Origin of the sequence: Pseudofrankia coriaricola, assembly GCF_001854805.1 — a bacterium.
Taxonomy (GTDB): Bacteria; Actinomycetota; Actinomycetes; order Frankiales; family Frankiaceae; genus Pseudofrankia.
Genome location: NZ_MBLO01000099.1, coordinates 1 through 16,749, shown reverse-complemented (window position 1 = coordinate 16,749; position 16,749 = coordinate 1). Strand labels below are relative to the sequence as shown.

The window sequence follows — 16,749 nt, the reverse complement described above, 5'->3', positions numbered from 1 at the left end:
CGGGCCTGCTGCGCTGCGGACGGTGCGGACATCGGATGACGGTCAGCTACCACACCCCGGCCAGCCGGTTCCCGTCGCACAACTACCACTGCGGCTACCTGCGCGCCACCTACGGCACCGGCCGGCTGTGTCAGCACCTCGCCGGCCCGGCGCTCGACCGCTACGTGACCGGCCAGCTGCTCGACGCCGTCGCCCCGGCCGCGTTGGAGGTCTCCCTGACCGCGGCCGCCCACGCCGAGGCAGACCGGGCCGAGCTGGACACCCTGTGGCGTCAGCGGCTGGAACGCGCCCGCTACACCGCCGACCGCGCCCGGCGCCAGTACCAGCTCGCCGAACCGGAAAGCCGGCTGGTCACCCGCCAGCTGGAAACCGACTGGGAGACGGCGCTGGCCGACCTCGACCGACTGACCGCCGACTACCAGCGCTTCACCGAGGCCCACCCGCAGACGCTCACCCCCGACGAGCGCCGGGCCATCACCGCTCTCGCCCGCGACCTGCCCGCGCTCTGGAACGCCCCGACCACCAGCCAGACCGACCGCAAACAGCTCCTACGCACCCTGATCGACGAGATCACCGTCGCGGTCGTCGACACCAGCGAACTCGTCGAGGTCACTATCACCTGGGCCGGTGGGCACCAGACCCACGGCCGCACCACCCGCCCGGTCGCCCGCCTCGACCAGCTCTCCTACTACCCCCACCTCGTCGAACGGATCACCGAACTCGCCGACGCCGGCCACTCCAGCCGCCAGATCGCCGACCAGCTCAACACCGAGGGACTACGCCCACCCAAACGCACCACCCGGTTCGGCCCCGGACAGATCCTCACCCTCACCCGCCGACTCGGCATCGGGATCCACCACCCCCGCGACACCTCCACCGCCCTGGCCAACCCCGGCCCCGGCCGGTGGTCGGTAGCCGGCCTCGCCGTCGCCCTGAACATGCCAACCGCCACCCTCTACAACTGGATCTACCGAGGATGGATCACTGCCCAGCGCCACCCGGACGGCAGATCCTGGATCATCCTCGCCGACGACGCCGAGATCAGACGGCTCCGCGAACGCCGTGACCGCCCACCCGGCTACTACACCCGAGCCCGCTGGACCCAACCCCACCCGGCACAACCAGACCCGAGCACGAACGGAACCCAGACATGAAAAACGATCACAGCTTCAGGAGCACCAACAGTGGCTCACTGAGACTGTGATCGGCCACCACAAGACCGACCTCGGCGAGGGCCGGCCTGTCCTGCGCTCGAAGACCCCGAAGCTCGTCGAGCAGGAGATCTGGGGCTACCTGCTCACCCACTTCGCGATCAGCGCGCTGATCTGCTCGGCCGCGACCACCGCCGGGATCGACCCGGACCGGGTCAGGTTCAAACGCACCGTCAGGCTCATGCGCAGACGGGTCGGCGACCCGTCCTTTTCCCCCTGAACACCGTGACCGGATCCTGCGCCGGGTCCAGACCGACATCACCCGGCGCCCCAAACTGAACAAGCGACGCCACCGCAGCTACCCCCGCGTCGTCCGGCGCGCCCGCCACAACTCCTACCCGGTCAAGAAACCCGGCCAGCACGGCAGCCGCCACGACGCACCGCCGACCGTCCGACTGGCCAGGAGCATCGAACTTCGACCGGTTCCGACACCCGTCGACCCCGGCAGCCGCGGCGGCCCGGCATCACCACGAGCAGCCTGATCAACTTAGACTACGTGGCATTGGGTCAAGAACCGACGGGACCTCTTCGATCAGGCGGAGATCTTCCGCCAGTACGCGAGACTGTACGTCCACGAGAACCGCTATGGCGGTGGACGCGCCACCGTGAACGAGCACGCCGCCATCACCGATGCCACAGTACACCGTGACGCAGCGCTCGCAGAGAAGCTTGTAGGCGCCCACATCGACAGGAGCGCCAGCGCGACGCTCGACGCGTGGAACAGCCGCAACCACGAGGACCACAGTGCGTAACCGGCGGTTCGCAACACCCCCTCCGGCCGAGGGTCCAGCCAGCCGCTGCCGTTCATAGTCGAGTCCAGCCTTGACAATCGAATCCTGCCGCGCCAGTGTTGGCACGCACGGACAACGGTCAAGGGAGCCCACATGCGCGGCATGGACGACGTGCGTAACGAACTGTCGCCGTCGGCGCGAACCCTCGATGCCACAGATGGCGCTTAGGGGGATAGGCGAGCAGCTGCGAAGCTGGCTGGCCAAGCGTGTCCTGCCTGGAAGCTATAAACCCGTCTGGGCATGGGCGGCGACACCGACCCCCAGTTCTCGCGAGATCTCGCAGCCCAAGGTTCGCTCGGCATGAACCTGCCTGTCGAGTACGGGGGCCGGGGACGGTCTGCCGTCGATCGGCTGATCGTAGTCGAGGAACTCTTGGCAGTCGGTGCCCCGGTCGGACATCACTGGGTCGCCGATCAGCATTCCGTGCCCCACATTGCGGCGCATGGAACCGAGGAGGGGCGAAGTGGAAATGGATACCAACTCGGTTCTTGAGCAGAGGATCTAGACGCCGGCTGGCATCTGGCTTGCCAAGCTCGCCGCTCACCGATCTGGTGAGAGACGGAACCGCGAAACGTAAAGGAGGAGTTCACAGCATGAATGTTCGACGGGTTCTCATCGGTACCAGCCCAGGCGGCGAAAGCGTCGTGATCAGCGATGAAGTGGCGCCACGAAGCCACGACTTCGTCCACACGCCTGGTTCCGGCTATGCCATCGTCTGGGACTCGCCCGCCGAACTGCAGTTGCCATTCGACGGCGTCGACCGATCCCTCGAAGTCGACACCTTCTTCCCTCTGCCGGGGGAAACACGATTCCTGGCCATGACCATCCCGCCGGACGCGCTATCCAGCAGCGCCGACTTTGATGCCGCCGCAGCCGCGGCGGAAGCCGCGCAATACACGCCCGGGGCAGCGGCGATCTTCGAGGCCGACAACCCCGGCATGCATGCGACCCCAACGATCGACTATAGCATCGTGTTCGATGGAGAGGTCTGGCTCGCGCTCCCCAGCGGAGAAGAAGTCCACCTGACCCGAGGCGATGTCGTGGTGCTCCAGGGCGCGCGCCACGCGTGGCGAAACAAGTCCGACCGCCCGGCGACCATGTATGGGGTCATGATCGGCGCCCACAAATAGGAACCGCGCAAACTGAAGCGATGTGCTAGACGCCTGGAGATGAGACATGGAGTTTCACGTACAGATCGCGGGATCTCTCACTGCACCGGAGGAGATCCGCATCGCGGAGTCGCTTGGCTACACGGGGGCGTGGCTGGGGTGTTCACCGGCACTTGCCGGCGACGCATTCACGTTCCTCGGCCTGGCAGCGGCCCGGACCGAGCGGATCAGCCTTGGTCTGGGTGTGATAGTGCCGCACCTGCGTCACATCGCTGACGCGGCAACTGCCTTATTGACCCTCGACGCGCTAGCACCGGGCCGCGTCATTGCCGGCGTCGGGTCGGGGTTCACGAGCACCGCTCTGCTCAACCGCAGACCGGTCCGCTGGGCCCAAGTCGAAGCGTACGTAGCCGGCCTACGCGAGTTGATCGCTGGCCGCGAGATCGACTGGGACGGCACACGCTTCGGCCTGCTCCACAACGGCTCACTCGGCATCAAGACGCCCGGGGATGTGCCGATCTGGGTTGCCGCGCACGGACCAAAGGGCCTCGAAATCGCGGACCGGGTCGCAGATGGAGTGATCACCAGTCCGGTGCATGGCTCCCGCATCACCTTCACCAAAGGTCCCTCGGCGGTGGCGTTCTACGGAACCGTCCTCGAGGAGCGTGAAACCCTCGATTCCCCGCGAGTGTTGGACGCGGCTGGCCCCGGAGCGGCGCTCGCCTTGCATCTCGGCGCCGAGGGTCTCGGCCCTTTAACTGGAAGCGAGGAGGAAATCGGCTTTTCAAAGAAGCTGGCCGATTTCCCGCAGGAGCGCCGGATGGTGGAGATGCACCGACGCCACACCATCGGCCTGAGCGATCTGGACCGCCCGTTCGTCACGCCGAACGCCATCCGCAAGGGGACGATGACCGGCACCCGCGAGGAGATGCGCGAGACGCTCAAGCATTTCGAGGCGACCGGCGCGACGACCTTGATCTACGGCCCCTTCGGATCTAACGTTACCCGCGAACTCGAAGCTTTCGCCGACGTGGCTGGCCTCTGACTATTCCGTATCACCTGAAGAATGGCAGGCACATGAGCGCGTCACAACAAACTGACTCCACCATCGAGGAAAGTCAGGCCGTGGCCTACCGCAGCGTCTGGACCTTCATTCACCGCACGCCCCACCAGCTGGGATTCGTCACCGTCGGAGGCTACAGAACCCGATACCTCGAAGCCGGTGAACGTGACCGTCCCGCAGTCATTCTGTTGCATGGCGTGGCGGGCAGCCTGGAAAACTTCACCGCGAACATCGCGGCATACGCCGAGCACTTTCATGTCGTTGCCATCGATATGCTCGGCTGCGGATGGACCGACAAACCGGATCGGCAACTCACGGCCTACGACTGGAGCGCGCATGTCCGTGCGGTCATGGACGAGCTCGGCATCGAGCGAGCGTCTCTCGTAGGCGTCTCTCTGGGCAGCTGGATCTCGGCTCGCGTCGCTCAGGACGCACCCGATCGCGTCGACCGGATCGTGATGATCTCGCCAGCCGGCATCATTCTCGATCTTCAGGAGTTCCGGGACCGGCTTGCCCTGACGCGAAGCAGCAGAGCCAAGGCGAGCACGGACGTCACCTGGGCGGGTATCCGAACCGTTTTCGAGCAGCTGATCCTTGACGATGCGAACGTTATCGACGACGTGGTCGCAGTCCGTTTCGGTGTCTACAGTGACCCGGCCATGCAACGTGCGATGCAGTTCGTGATTCCGGATACCGAAGAAGGCATCTTGACCGATGACGACTGGCGTGCGTTCCCGCATCCGGTGCTCGTCATCGCCGCAACCGACGTTTCGAACATCTACCTCCGCAATGCCTACCGCATCGGAGAACTCGCTCCAAAAGCCGAAGTGTTGGAGATGACCGGCTGCGACCACTGGGCGCAGTTCGAACGAGCAGACGAGTTCAACGCCAAGTCGATCGAGTTCCTGGGCGGGGGGTCCTGATAAGCGCTGTGCGGCAGATCCGAGCGGGAGGACGATGACGGAGTATGACGTCGGTGGCGTGCTCCGCGCCGCATTGATTACGCCTTCCACCTTGAAACAGTAAGCCGCTACACCCAAGGGATCGCCGACGTCCCCCTTTCGACCTGGGCGGCATCGGAGAGTCCGGCACTTCTGTCGTGCGTTTGGTGACCACGGTGCGACCTTCCAGAGTTCAGGCGCCGCCAGCCTAGATCGGCGCGAGGTGCCGCGGAGTAGCGCACCGTGTGAACGGACCACGATTGGGGGCCGCGATCGGCGGTCGAGCAACGCATCCGAGGAGCTGACGTGTCCGAACATGCTGTGACATCGCACGTTGTCGGTCAGGTCCTGGTCGGTGAGAACATTGGCCGCAGGCGCGCCACGCCGTCAACCGGGAGGTCCGCGAGGGGATCGCCGCAGCGCTGGACCGTTTAGACACCGGGCCCGAGTTCGCGACCGCCGTGCTGACCGGCGCTGGCGGAACCTTCTGCGCGGGGATGGATCTGAAGGCGTTTCCCACAGAAGGAATGCCCGCGGGCGGGGACCGTGGCTTCGGCGGTATCGCCGCTCGCCCGCCCGACAAGCCGTTGATAGCCGCCGTAGAGGGCTATGCCTTGGCCGGCGGGTCCGAGATTGCTCTCGCGGCGGACCTGATCGTCGCAGCGCAGGATGCGCGGTTCGGTCTGCCCGAGGTCAAGCGAGGCCTCTTTGCGGCCGCCGGTGGACTGGTGCGACTCGGTCTAAGCCTGCCCTACCAGGCTGCTCTGCGCATGGCGCTTACCGGTGAACAGATCGAGGCTCAAGAGCTGTTCCAGCATGGGCTGATAGCGCAGCTAACACCGCCAGGGGGTAGCACTCGACGCCGCCGTCGGGCTGGCCGCCGCACTCAGACACAAGCCCCGCTGGCCGTCGCTGCGTCGAAACGGTTGATCCGCGCGACGGCCAGATGGTCGACGCCGACCTGTTAGCTCTGCGGGGCGAGACCGCGGCGGCAATCTTTGCCTCCCCGGATGCCGCGGAAGGGGCACGGGCTTTCACCGAGAAACGCCCACCAATCTGGCAAGGGCGCTGAACGGTCCCTGGATGACCGCGTGCTGTCGACATCAGGGACCCAACGGAAGGACACAGGCGTGAGCGAGCTCCTCATCGAACGGTCGGGGGCGGTGGTCGTACTGACACTCAACCGACCCGAATCGCTCAACGCTTTGACGCCGGGCATGGAGCGTGCGTACTTCGACGCACTCGCCAACGCAGATGCGGATCCGGATGTCCGGGTCATCGTGGTAACCGGTGCAGGGCGGGGGTTTTGTGCCGGCGCCGACCTGTCCGGTTCGGCGACCGACTTGGCGACCGGTGGAGCCCCTCTGCCCCGGCGCGACCCGGGCTGCTTCCCCCCGACGATGGCGAAGCCGGTGATCGCCGCGGTGAACGGTCCCTGCGCGGGAGTCGGGCTAGCGATCGCGTTGCACGCCGACGTTCGTTTCCTCGCCGAGGAAGCCAAACTGACGACAGCATTCGTGCGTCGCGGCCTTATAGCTGAGCACGGCGTCGCCTGGGCGCTTCCGCGGCTGGTCGGCCGGGGTCGCGCGCTCGATCTTCTCCTCAGCGGCCGGATTTTCACCGGACGTGAGGCGTTCAGCTATGGCCTAGCCGAATTCTGCCTCCCGGCCGACCGAGTCTGCGGCGAGGCGCTCGCATATGCCCGGGACATCAGCCAGAACTGTTCACCGCGCGCCATCGCGGCCGTGAAGCGGCAGCTGGCCGAGGCTGACCTCTTGCCACCCTTCCCAGCGCTGACCACAGCCGACGCGGACACGCACCTTTCGTTCACCTGGCCAGACCTGATCGAAGGCATCGAGTCCTGGCAACAGCGACGCCGACCTGCCTTTCGAGGCTTCCCGCCGACGCCAAGTGAGCAGCGGTGAAGAGGATCATCTTCGACGTCGGTCACGAGGCGTTCCATACGTCTGTGGGCCTGTGGCTAGCGGCCGAGGTTGAGCCGGAAGAAACTCGCGACGTAGTTGATGCCTCCATCTGCGACGCAACGCAGGCTTCCGCTGGTGAGACAGGCGAGCGGTCACACATGCGTTGTCAATGTAAACCTCGCAGTTCGCTCCCTTTGCTCGCTGGTCCGTTGGTCGCACTGTACGCGCGGGCCTGGCTGACACCGGCGCGGCGATCCTCGACCGAGAAGTCAGAGCCTGGCGGCCTCCGAGTTGCCTCGGACTTCGGAAAGGGCTCAGGGGTGATGCTCAAACGGAGGTTGCCCCGGTTCAGTACGACTTGAGGTAGGTCTTGTGTCCCCAGTTGTGTGACCGAGACGCGCCGCACGGGTCTAATAGAAGGAGCACCAATGAAGGCTGCGATCTATCTGCATCCCGGCACGGCCGAAGTGCTTCGCGCGGAGTTCAGCGTGCGTCCTGCAAATTCGGGGCCGGGGCTGCGCAGGCTCATCAAACAGCGGCTGCTCGACGAAGCCCCGGAAACAGGCGGAGCCTGACTCGACGGACGTTGCATCGTTGTGTCAGCGCTGGTCTCTATATTACAGTTCAGGATCGGCTAGGCGCCGCCGCCCTGCGCCTTGTCTGACATGGGGACCGGAAAAGCGGATGAGCGTCGCGGGGTTATCGGTGGCTCGACCAGTCTCCGCAACATGGTTGGACCGGTCCATGATTCGTGAGGTCCTTGGTCGTTGTTGACTGGAGAGACGGAACCTGTTCTTGTCGTCGCCGATCAGACAAGGAGAATGGCTCAATGGATTTCGCTCACTCGCCGGAGGTCCTGGCGTTGCGAGAGCGCCTTGAGGACTTCATGGCTGAGTACATCTATCCGAACGAGGCCAAGTACTTTGAGCAGGCCGAGGTTGCCGGTCCGTATGGGCATGCGGAGGTCATCGACGAGCTCAAGCCGAAGGCGCGTGCCGCGGGGCTGTGGAATCTTTTCCTTCCCCCGGGTCACGGCGGCGCGGATCTGAGAAACATCGAGTACGCGCCGTTGTGTGAGGTGATGGGCCGTTCGCTGATGGCCTCGGAGGTGTTCAACTGTTCGGCGCCCGATACCGGCAATATGGAGGTGCTCGCTCGTTACGGTACAGCAGCGCAGAAGGAACGTTGGTTGACACCATTGCTGACCGGTGAGATCCGTTCAGCGTTTGCAATGACCGAGCCCGAGGTTGCCTCCAGTGATGCCACCAATATCGAGAGCTCGGTCATCGCCGACGGCGACGACTACCTGATCAATGGACGCAAGTGGTTCACGACCGGAGCGACCGATCCCCGCTGCCATATCATGATCTTTATGGGGAAGTCGAACCCGGACTCGCCCGATCTTCATCGGCAGCAGTCAATGATGCTCGTTCCGACTGACACGCCCGGTGTGCGGGTGATCCGGCCGCTGCCGATCTTCGGCTACTGGGGTGTGCTCGACAAAGCCTCCGAGGTCATCCTCGAGGACGTACGTGTACCGGCGAGCAATCTGCTCCTCGGCGAGGGGCGTGGGTTTGAGATCGCCCAAGGCCGGTTGGGACCGGGGCGCATCCACCACTGCATGCGGCTAATCGGCCTGGCTGAACGCGTGCTGGAACGGGTGTGTCGCCGCACCGAGTCACGTTCGCCGTTCGGGAAACCACTAGCCAAGCAGACAGTCACTCTTGAACGCGTCGCCGAATCACGCATGCTCATCGAGCAAGCTCGCCTGCTCACGTTCAAGGCCGCCTGGGCCATGGACACCAGCGGCAATAAGGCCGCCCGCGCCGAGATCGCAATGATCAAGGTCGTTGCGCCTACCATGGCATGCCGGGTCATCGATTGGGCCATCCAAGCATTCGGAGGCGCAGGCGTTACCAACGACTTCGGCTTGGCCGCCGCGTATACGACGGCACGCTACCTACGCCTGGCCGATGGCCCGGACGAAGTCCACCGCAACCAGGTCGCCCGTCTCGAGCTCCGTCGACACCGCGACACCGACCCTGCCAGAACCGGCGGCACCGCCGACGTTCTGAGCCGCGAAGCGGCTGAGCAAGGCGGTGCGGCAACGCGCAGCCGCTATCTTGCCGCCGCCGTGCCTGCAGGGCACAACTTCAAATGCGGCTGGCTGGAAAGGTCGTTGCCGTGACCGGCGGCGGGTCGGGGATAGGCGCAGCAATGTGCGCGAAGCTCGCCCGTGAGGGCGCACCGGCGGTGGCCGTGTACCGCGTCTTGTGCCAGGTCACGGCTGTCCCGCGACGCGCTGGATGTCCATGACGGCATCGTTGATGGTGGGCACGGCCGAGTATCGAGTATGAGGAAGGCCCCGCCGGGGTGCCGGCGGGGCCTTGATGCTCAGGTTGTCGTGGTGGTGCTCATTCTGTCGTGACCTCGGTCACGGCGCTGCGGGCGGCGGCGTGGTCGACGATGGTCTTGTTCTTGGCGTCGGTGGCGATGAGGGCCTGGACGGCGAGGTTGTTGACCGCGCGTGGCTGAGTCTCCCCTCGCACCGTGGAGAACATCGGTCCGAGGGCCGCGAGCTGCTCTGCGAGCCGGTACGCCGTGCCGTCGATCCGCTCCATCACGTAGAACGGGCGCCCCGATGACGTCCGCGCCATCGCACAGTGCATATGTTGCGGGCACCGGCACGCCGGTGCTGCGCAGCGCGGTAATAACGCGGTGCTCGCGGGCCATATCGTGCGCGCTCGCGAGTACGTGCCCGAGCGGCGGCCGGCGCACCACCCAGCTGCGAACGCCGTCGCTCACCTCGTAGGTGAGGTTGGAGCGCCCGCCGGCAAGCAACCGAGCCCGCAACGCCCCGGTCGCCTCTCCCGGGCAGGCGCGGTCGAACCGCGCGGCGAACCGCGCCAGATCGAGTCCGGGTAGTTGCTCCATCTCACGGCACCAGCAGCGAGAGGCACTCGACGACGCATGCGGGCTTGGGCAAGCCTCTCTATCTCGATGGTCGCCCGCCCCGTCGCCTGCGAGCCGTTTCGGTCGGCACGAGAGACGCCAGTTCCACGCCGGCGCGCACCCCGCGATCCGGAAGGGACCGGCGCCGGAAGGCGCACTTTGTTCAGCCCATAGTTCACTCCCATGGACACGCCCTCGACCCGATAGACCTGCTCCACCAGCGGCGCCACCAGCGAGAGGGTGAGGAAGCCATGCGCGATGGTGGTGCCGAATGGCCCGGCCGCGGCGCGTTCCGGGTCGACGTGGATCCATTGACGGTCGCCGTGGCGTCGGCGAACAAGTCGATCTGTTCTTGCGTGACGGTGTGCCAGTCGCTGTAGCCGAGATGGGTGCCGACCGCCTTCTCTAGCTCCGTGATACCCAGAAACACCGGCATGATCTCGCCCTCCGTCATTCAGCCCCGCAGCCCGCCGGCCACGTACAGCACCTGACCGGATACGAAGCCGGCACCCTCGCTGGCGAAGAACGAAACCGCGTGAGCGATGTCGTCGGGCGTGCCGGTGCGCCCCACCGGGATCTCCGCCGCCGCGGCCTTCGCAAACTCCGCGAAGGGGATGCCGATCCGGGCCGCGGCCGCCGCGGTCATGTCGGTCTCGATAAAGCCAGGCGCGATCGCGTTCACGGTCACCCCGAACTTGCCCAGCCCACCCGCAGCGCCGGTTTTCGGGACGGTCCACGGACCCGCCCGAGCCGCACACCGCCGGTCCAGTTCGGGAGCACCACCCTCCTCATGCGACGGAAGAACGCGCCGTCGGGCGCCGCGCGTGACAACCACTGCTGACAGCCGCTCCTTCGGCCTCGCCGAGAAGGACGGGGATTCGATGCCGTCCCGCCGCATCCAGGACGCGACCAAGTGCCTCATCAGCATCGGCCGCCCCCTTGGTCGAACAGGACCGCCCCGGGCGGGAGTCACGGCGAGAGGACGGGCGGCGGCGTGATGGCTGTTGGGAGTCGCCTTCGCTAACCGAGCGGTCCTTGAAAGGTCCGATTGGGCGATGTTGCCGTCGGCGGGTCGAGCTGCTCGGGCCACACGTCAGGGACGACCCGACGTTCGCGGGGCGACAGTGGGCGCCCGGACGAACCGACCTGCTCCAGCTCGTAGTACAGCTGCACGCAGTGCCCTTCGGGATCCACGACGTGGATGGCGAAGTCGATCCCGGCATGTATTTCGGGCGGTAGTTCGAGGACCGAGTACCCTTGTTCAGCCAGGAACCGCCGCGCGTCGCGAAGCTGGCGGTAGGAACCAACCTGCATGCCGTAGGTCGCCAGGGTGGATCGATCGCTAAGTCCGAGCTTGGCCCGCAGCGATATCGGCATCAACGTGATCGTGTGATGTTCGGTGCCGGACCGGAGGTGAACGAGACGTTCGCCGAGGCAGGTCCCCTCTTCCGTGACTGCCATGCCTAGTCGGTCGAGGTAGAAGCTTATCGACGCGTCGAGGTCCTGGACGAACAAACCGATCGGACCTGAGTTGATAACTTTGAACGGACGCGGTAGCAGCACGCCACCCACGTCGTAGGTCGCCTCACCGACGTCATTCCAGACATGCCCATCAGCGATGCTCAAACCCAAGTTGATCACATCCTGGATCTCGTCCCGTTCCGCCGGCCGCGGCAACTTCGGAGGCTCAGTGGCCCGGTAGCGACGGAAACCCGACGGCTTACTGCGCCCGTCCCACCCGATTTGTTCCATCCCATAGAACAACTCGACCGGGTGACCATCAGGGTCGGCGACATAGACGGCCCAGTTGCTGCCCGGAATATCTCTACCGATTGCCCGGATCGACAAACCGTCAGCGACGAACATCTCGTGGGCCTCAACCACCTCTTGCAGGGTCGAAACCTGGAAACTGATCTGGTTGAGCGTCAGGCCGGGCGCATTGAATCCGCGTGCCTTCGCGGCCGCGGTGTCGGCGAGAACCATCGCATGGTGGTCGGAGTTGTAGGTAAGGAACGTTCCCAAGGGTGACGGGCTGCCACCTGGTTCATACAAGTGGTCGGTTACGCGAAATCCGAGTACCTCACGATAAAAGCGTTCCGTCAGCGCGAGGTCGTCGACAGATATTCCAATGTGGCCAAGGCGCCCTAGCCTGAACGGCCGCGCACACAGCACACCACCGACGTCATAAACCGTCATCGCCGTACCTCATCCAATCGGAGCTTCAGGCGGTCCCGTTCGCCGTGTTCCCGCCGAGGAGTTCGATCGTGGCATGGTCAAGTTTCGGGCCGTCAGTCTCGCGCACGAGATGACTAAACCACAAGCTCACAACCTTTGTCCAGCTACTTTAGCTCTCCTTAGTAACAATCAGGACCCCAATTTTCTGCCTTTCTCAAAGTGATGCGGGATGGTCAGAGCCTTGCCACATCGGCGAAAGCCTCGAGCTCGCGGGCAATGTTCTCGCCAAATACGCCGTAGATCAAGGTCGTTGCACCGGAGGCTTCGAAATGCTTGAGCGTCGCGCGTATCTCCTCGCGGGTACCGGTCATCGTCCCCTTGCGGATGGTGTTGGGCGTGATGAACGGACGGTCGAGGTCGCTCAGACCGATAGCGTGCCGTCGGTGCATCTCCGCCATCCGTCGCTCAGGCGGAAATTCCGCCAGCTTCTTGGAGAAGCCGATCGCCTCCTTGCTTCCGGCTAAGGGGCCGAGACCTTCGGCACCGAGATGCAAGGCGAGCGCTGCTCCCGGACACGGCCGGGTGCAAGCGCATCCAAGGTCAATAACGCAGTTGCCGCGTCAGCGATGTAACGCAGGTGCGGGACCATCACACCCAGACCAAGACTGATGCGCTCCGTCTTTGGACGCTGCCAGACCAAGGAAGGTGAACGCATCGCCGCCAAGCGCCCGTGAGCACCCGAGCCACGCCCCCGTGTACCCGATTGATTCCGCGATCCGGATCTTCTCAGGGGCGATGATGGACGGCGCGATCTGCACGTGAAAGTCCATAGTTCGTCTCCAAGCCTCAAGCTCATCGCTTCACTTCGCGTCGTACTATTTATTTGCGCCGACCATGACCCCATACATCGTCGCGGGGCTGTCAGTCTTGTTCCGCCACGCGTGGCGCGCATCCTGAAGCACCACGACATCGCCCCGGGTCAAATGCGCTTCGCCTCCGCCGGGAAGCTCGAGCCAGACCTCACCGTCAAAAACGATGCTGTAGTCAACCGTCGGGGTCTCATGCATGTCGGGATTGTCGACCTCAAAGATCTCCCCCGCGAAGATCTCCCCCGCGCCAGGCGTGTATTCTATCGCCTCCGCCGCGGCCGCCGCGGCATCAAATTCGGCGCTGGTGAACAGCGAGTCCGGCGGGATCGACATGGCCAGGAAGCGCGTCTCGCCAGGCATGGGGAAGAAAATGTCGGTCGCAAGCGACCGATCGATGCCATCGAATGGCAACCGTAGGTCGGCGGGCGAATCCCACATGATGGCGTAGCCGTAACCAGGGGTGTGCACGAAGTCGTGGCTCCTAGGTGCTGATTCATCACTGACCACGACACTCTCGCCCGCTGGGCCGGTACCGATGACGACACGTCGTACATTCACGCCGACAACTCTCCTGTGCGCTGGCAGTTTCATCTGCGAGAGGCTTCCGCCCACGAACAAAGCTTTGCATTACACCAACCTCCGGTATCCCGGTTTCGAGAACCCACCCAGAGGCCCAGGAATTGCGGCGGCTTTCGACGCGAGCCCACACCCGCTGGGTACCGGCAAAGGCCAAGCCTCCGGAGCGGATCACGACTCGCCGCCACCTCCAGCAAATCAACTCCGCATGCTAGTGATCAACGGTGCCGTCGTCGCCCTCTGGATCTCCAGCCCGTCAATGTGGGAGTAAAGCTCGATCTCGTCGGGATCATAGGAGATCCTGATGCACGAACCGCAGATGGGCCCGTTGTTCCGCGTGCCAGACCGATGCTCGACACGCCGCGGCCATCCGCGGTCGCGATGTACCCATCCCTGTCGACAGGCACCACCCCGGCGAACAGCTGGATGAGCATCGACTTCCCTGAGCCGTTCCCGCCGACCAAGGCATGAACTTCCCCGCGATACGCGACGAGACTGGCTTTGGAGAGCACCCCCGTCCGACCGTAGGTCTTCGGAAATATTCGAACACAGCTGCCATAGCACGATCCGGCACCTCACTTGGCCCGACCTTAGAAGCGACTTCACACCTCAAATCTTGAGAGTTCCTTGGCCCAGTCGTCGGCCTGGGTCGCCGAGACGACCGCATCTGTTGACCCGATGTCGGCGCTGACACGACGGTAGAGGACTCGTCCCCTGCTGAGCCTGGCCGCTACTACCCGCCGCCGCCACGAAGTTGACTGCAGCGATCACGCCTACCGTCACCAAGCCCTTGTTCCACCGCATAACGAACTCCCTTGAAAGAAGCCTGGGCAGCCCCCGGAGTGTCCTAGACAACGGTGGCTCGATCAGATTCGATTGTCAATAGACGATTCGAGTTCACAGGCAAGAGTTCTGATCCAACATCCGAGGCGCCTGCCTGGCCGCTTCAGCGGCACTGCAGCCCCACCGTCATGGGGTGCCAGGCTTGCCGTAGGGCCGTGCGCGGCAGGATGCGGGAGCGGCGGGCCGCGTCGCTGTGCTTCTCGCTGACCGCCCCGTGGAGGGTGTCGCGCCGCCGGACGGGTCGATCGATGCCGGTGGTGATCGCCTCCAGGTCGGCGCCGGTCTCGGCCGAGCGGGCCGTCCGGCTGATCGTTTCCTCTACGAGGATGCCGCCGAGGTCGTTCACGCCGCCGGTGAGCAGTGCGCGGCAGCCGTCCACGCCGAGCCTCACCCACGAGCACTGGATATCCTGACCTTGCCGTGCGGTGTGACGCGGGTCATCGCGGGCACGACTCGGTTCTCCCGCGGGTCGGCTCGGGCCGCGCGCGACGGCGGCCAGATAGATCGGCGCGTTGGTGTGGATGAACGGCAGCCCCACGAACTCGCTGAAGCCGCTTCAGGACGCGCCTTGTTCCTCGGCTTCGTCCAGTAGGCGCTGTTTGATCAGTCGGCGCAGCCGCAGTCCAGACTTGTCGGAGCGCACGCTGAGCTCGTGCAGTTCCCCGGGGTGGGTAAGCGCCACTTCCTCCACCGCTTCGAGCGCATCCTTGTCCTGACCGAACGTGGTGATCGCTATCTGTTGGATCTTAGCGTTGAGCTCACTGTCGCCCACCTGCCAGTCACGCGCTGCCGCGAAGAAGTAGTGGGTCGTCCTCTCCGTCGCAGGAGTAAACGCGTGCAGGATCGCCCCGTGGTACTCGTGCCCGTCGCCAGCCGGACTGCGCAACGTCGTCGTCGCGATGTGCAGGGCTGGCGTTGGAACCCTGCTCTCGTTACGCCGGTCGACGAGTGAACCGGGTTTAACCCCCAGCACGGCGGTGCTCGGCGGTGCCGCCGCCGCCGGCAGATCGCGAAGCTCATACAACACGCCGTCCTCGACCCTGATGATCGGCCGCACTTTGGTCCACTCGTCGGTACCGACGGTACCGGGATGCAGATAGGAGAAGTGACTGAGATCGAGGACGTTCTCATGGCCTCGCAAGTAGTTGGCCGCGAGTGGCATGTAGCCGTCGACCCGATCCCAATCCGGATCCATCAACCATGGATAGGCAGGGATCTCGGCAGGGTCAGCCTCTTCCCGATCGCCCGTCCAAACCCAGATCCACGGCCCCCGCTCGACGACTGCGTAGGTACGCACCGCCGCACCTGCGGCGGCCTCCGGCTGCGATGGCACGTCGGCGCACGACCCGTCGGGACTGAACAGCATCCCGTGGTATCCGCACCTGATCTGGTCGCCCTCCCGGCAGCCTTTCGACAACGGAAGCCAGCGGTGCGGACACATGTCGGCAAGGGCGACCGCGGTTCCTTGTCTGGTCCGGTAGAAGACCATCGGCAGATCGGCGATCCGGCGGGCTAAGAGTTCATCGCCCACCTCCGACGAACGCGCTGCCACCCACCACATACGGCGCGGAAACGTAGGCGCGCTGCCGAGGGGCAGAGTTTCCGGGCGAGCATCCACGCCCATGGCGGCTCCTCCGTTCACAGTTCCGGACTCGGCTGGTGACGGCCGACACACTCCCTGAAGATTATCGTGCCTACCCAGGAAAGTCGAGTCATGGATCGACTCGTCCGCCTCATTTGGCTGCGAGTGGGGTGGTCGGCGCTCGATCATCGTGCCTGGGCGGACCTTCAGCTTGCCGCTTAGCCTCTGCTCTGCGCACGGCCGGGATAGGTGCTGGTGGCCCAACAACGAAGAGGTTAAGATCACGATCAGGACGTGGCTGGTCCTCGGGTTTCGTCCGCAAGGCGCTGCTTAAAATTCGGCGCAGCCGCAGGCCGGACCTGCCGGAATACACGCTGAACTCGCCCAACGGGCCCGGATGAGTGAGCGCCACCTGCTCGATCGCCTCCAGCGCATCCTTGTCCTGATTGAACGTAAAAAGCGCCATCTGCCAGAACCGCTCGTCGAGCTCGCTGTCGTCCGCTTAGGGTTTGCAGAAAAATAGGCCGTAGCTTCCCAGGATCGCCCGTCTTGGTATGGTATGGCCTAGATGGAGGACGTTCGGCGGGTGCTCGCGGCGAAGTTCGAGGCGGTGTTCCCCAGGGCTGCGACAAAGTCGTGGGCGGCGTGTCGGCTGGCGTCGTGGGCCTGTAGCGGCTACGGCTGCCGGGTGTACCGGCCCGCGACGGCCGCC

Annotated in this window: 19 protein-coding genes and 3 pseudogenes; 11 read left to right on the top strand and 11 right to left on the bottom strand. The window is 64.8% G+C overall.

The genetic code is table 11. From position 1 onward, the window contains the following. The 11 genes and pseudogenes from BCD48_RS15690 to BCD48_RS56645 all read left to right on the top strand — a co-directional run. Positions 1-1,154: pseudogene (locus BCD48_RS15690) on the top strand (recombinase zinc beta ribbon domain-containing protein); the annotation flags it as partial. Between the two features lie 46 nt (positions 1,155-1,200). Beyond that, positions 1,201-1,431 carry a hypothetical protein gene (locus BCD48_RS15685; protein ID WP_071049129.1) on the top strand — a complete coding sequence of 77 codons (231 nt, stop codon included), beginning with the start codon at positions 1,201-1,203 and terminating at the stop codon, positions 1,429-1,431. Between the two features lie 811 nt (positions 1,432-2,242). After that, entirely contained in the window at positions 2,243-2,494 is a 252-nt protein-coding gene (locus BCD48_RS55665; protein ID WP_083418696.1) for an acyl-CoA dehydrogenase family protein, read from the top strand. Between the two features lie 101 nt (positions 2,495-2,595). Beyond that, on the top strand, positions 2,596-3,132 hold the full coding sequence (locus BCD48_RS15675; protein WP_071049127.1) for a cupin domain-containing protein: 537 nt from the start codon (positions 2,596-2,598) through the stop codon (positions 3,130-3,132). Between the two features lie 46 nt (positions 3,133-3,178). Further along, a complete protein-coding gene (locus BCD48_RS15670) occupies positions 3,179-4,156 on the top strand; it encodes an LLM class flavin-dependent oxidoreductase (RefSeq protein ID WP_071049126.1) in 978 nt (325 codons plus the stop codon). Positions 4,157-4,188: 32 nt separating this feature from the next. Beyond that, a complete protein-coding gene (locus BCD48_RS15665; protein WP_071049125.1) occupies positions 4,189-5,097 on the top strand; it encodes an alpha/beta fold hydrolase in 909 nt (302 codons plus the stop codon). Between the two features lie 428 nt (positions 5,098-5,525). Then, entirely contained in the window at positions 5,526-6,083 is a 558-nt protein-coding gene (locus tag BCD48_RS46395; protein ID WP_349308023.1) for an enoyl-CoA hydratase-related protein, read from the top strand. Between the two features lie 162 nt (positions 6,084-6,245). Continuing rightward, a complete protein-coding gene (locus tag BCD48_RS15660; RefSeq protein ID WP_071049124.1) occupies positions 6,246-7,040 on the top strand; it encodes an enoyl-CoA hydratase-related protein in 795 nt (264 codons plus the stop codon). A gap of 428 nt (positions 7,041-7,468) precedes the next feature. After that, positions 7,469-7,615, top strand: a complete 147-nt coding sequence (locus BCD48_RS51275) for a hypothetical protein (protein ID WP_157910506.1) — start codon at positions 7,469-7,471, stop codon at positions 7,613-7,615. A 254-nt stretch (positions 7,616-7,869) separates the two neighbouring features. Next, positions 7,870-9,228 (top strand): acyl-CoA dehydrogenase family protein, encoded by a 1,359-nt coding sequence (locus BCD48_RS15655; protein ID WP_083418694.1) that lies wholly within the window; start codon positions 7,870-7,872, stop codon positions 9,226-9,228. Continuing rightward, the gene (locus BCD48_RS56645) at positions 9,198-9,356 is read left to right on the top strand and encodes an SDR family NAD(P)-dependent oxidoreductase (RefSeq protein WP_116271532.1); all 159 of its coding nucleotides are present in this window, start codon (positions 9,198-9,200) and stop codon (positions 9,354-9,356) included. The genes BCD48_RS15655 and BCD48_RS56645 overlap by 31 nt, the downstream gene beginning before the upstream one ends. 98 nt (positions 9,357-9,454) lie before the next feature. On the opposite strand, the gene BCD48_RS56640 is transcribed toward BCD48_RS56645, so the two are convergent. The 11 genes and pseudogenes from BCD48_RS56640 to BCD48_RS56620 form a co-directional block, all read right to left on the bottom strand. Further along, positions 9,455-9,697 (bottom strand): hypothetical protein, encoded by a 243-nt coding sequence (locus tag BCD48_RS56640; RefSeq protein WP_241841756.1) that lies wholly within the window; start codon positions 9,695-9,697, stop codon positions 9,455-9,457. A 31-nt stretch (positions 9,698-9,728) separates the two neighbouring features. Next, positions 9,729-9,845, bottom strand: a pseudogene (locus BCD48_RS56635) (phosphotransferase family protein); the annotation flags it as partial. Further along, entirely contained in the window at positions 9,842-10,300 is a 459-nt protein-coding gene (locus tag BCD48_RS46385) for a MaoC/PaaZ C-terminal domain-containing protein (protein ID WP_274536534.1), read from the bottom strand. The pseudogene BCD48_RS56635 and the gene BCD48_RS46385, both read right to left, overlap by 4 nt. Before the next feature lie 146 nt (positions 10,301-10,446). After that, complete coding sequence (locus BCD48_RS56630) at positions 10,447-10,890, bottom strand: SDR family oxidoreductase (protein ID WP_491677136.1); 444 nt, start codon at positions 10,888-10,890, stop codon at positions 10,447-10,449. A gap of 122 nt (positions 10,891-11,012) precedes the next feature. Then, positions 11,013-12,188, bottom strand: coding sequence for a VOC family protein (locus BCD48_RS49130; protein WP_071049122.1), 1,176 nt, complete (start codon positions 12,186-12,188; stop codon positions 11,013-11,015). Positions 12,189-12,400: 212 nt separating this feature from the next. Next, positions 12,401-12,721 (bottom strand): hypothetical protein, encoded by a 321-nt coding sequence (locus BCD48_RS15635; RefSeq protein WP_131804007.1) that lies wholly within the window; start codon positions 12,719-12,721, stop codon positions 12,401-12,403. A gap of 321 nt (positions 12,722-13,042) precedes the next feature. After that, a complete protein-coding gene (locus BCD48_RS15630; protein ID WP_131804006.1) occupies positions 13,043-13,543 on the bottom strand; it encodes a cupin domain-containing protein in 501 nt (166 codons plus the stop codon). Between the two features lie 287 nt (positions 13,544-13,830). Then, positions 13,831-14,124: an ATP-binding cassette domain-containing protein gene (locus BCD48_RS56625; protein WP_157910505.1), complete on the bottom strand. Its 294-nt coding sequence runs from the start codon at positions 14,122-14,124 to the stop codon at positions 13,831-13,833. A gap of 434 nt (positions 14,125-14,558) precedes the next feature. Further along, positions 14,559-14,993 (bottom strand): hypothetical protein, encoded by a 435-nt coding sequence (locus BCD48_RS15625; RefSeq protein ID WP_071049118.1) that lies wholly within the window; start codon positions 14,991-14,993, stop codon positions 14,559-14,561. A gap of 18 nt (positions 14,994-15,011) precedes the next feature. After that, entirely contained in the window at positions 15,012-16,079 is a 1,068-nt protein-coding gene (locus BCD48_RS15620; RefSeq protein ID WP_071049117.1) for a Rieske 2Fe-2S domain-containing protein, read from the bottom strand. A 109-nt stretch (positions 16,080-16,188) separates the two neighbouring features. Then, positions 16,189-16,524: pseudogene (locus BCD48_RS56620) on the bottom strand (hypothetical protein); the annotation flags it as partial. Positions 16,525-16,749: the final 225 nt, after the last annotated feature.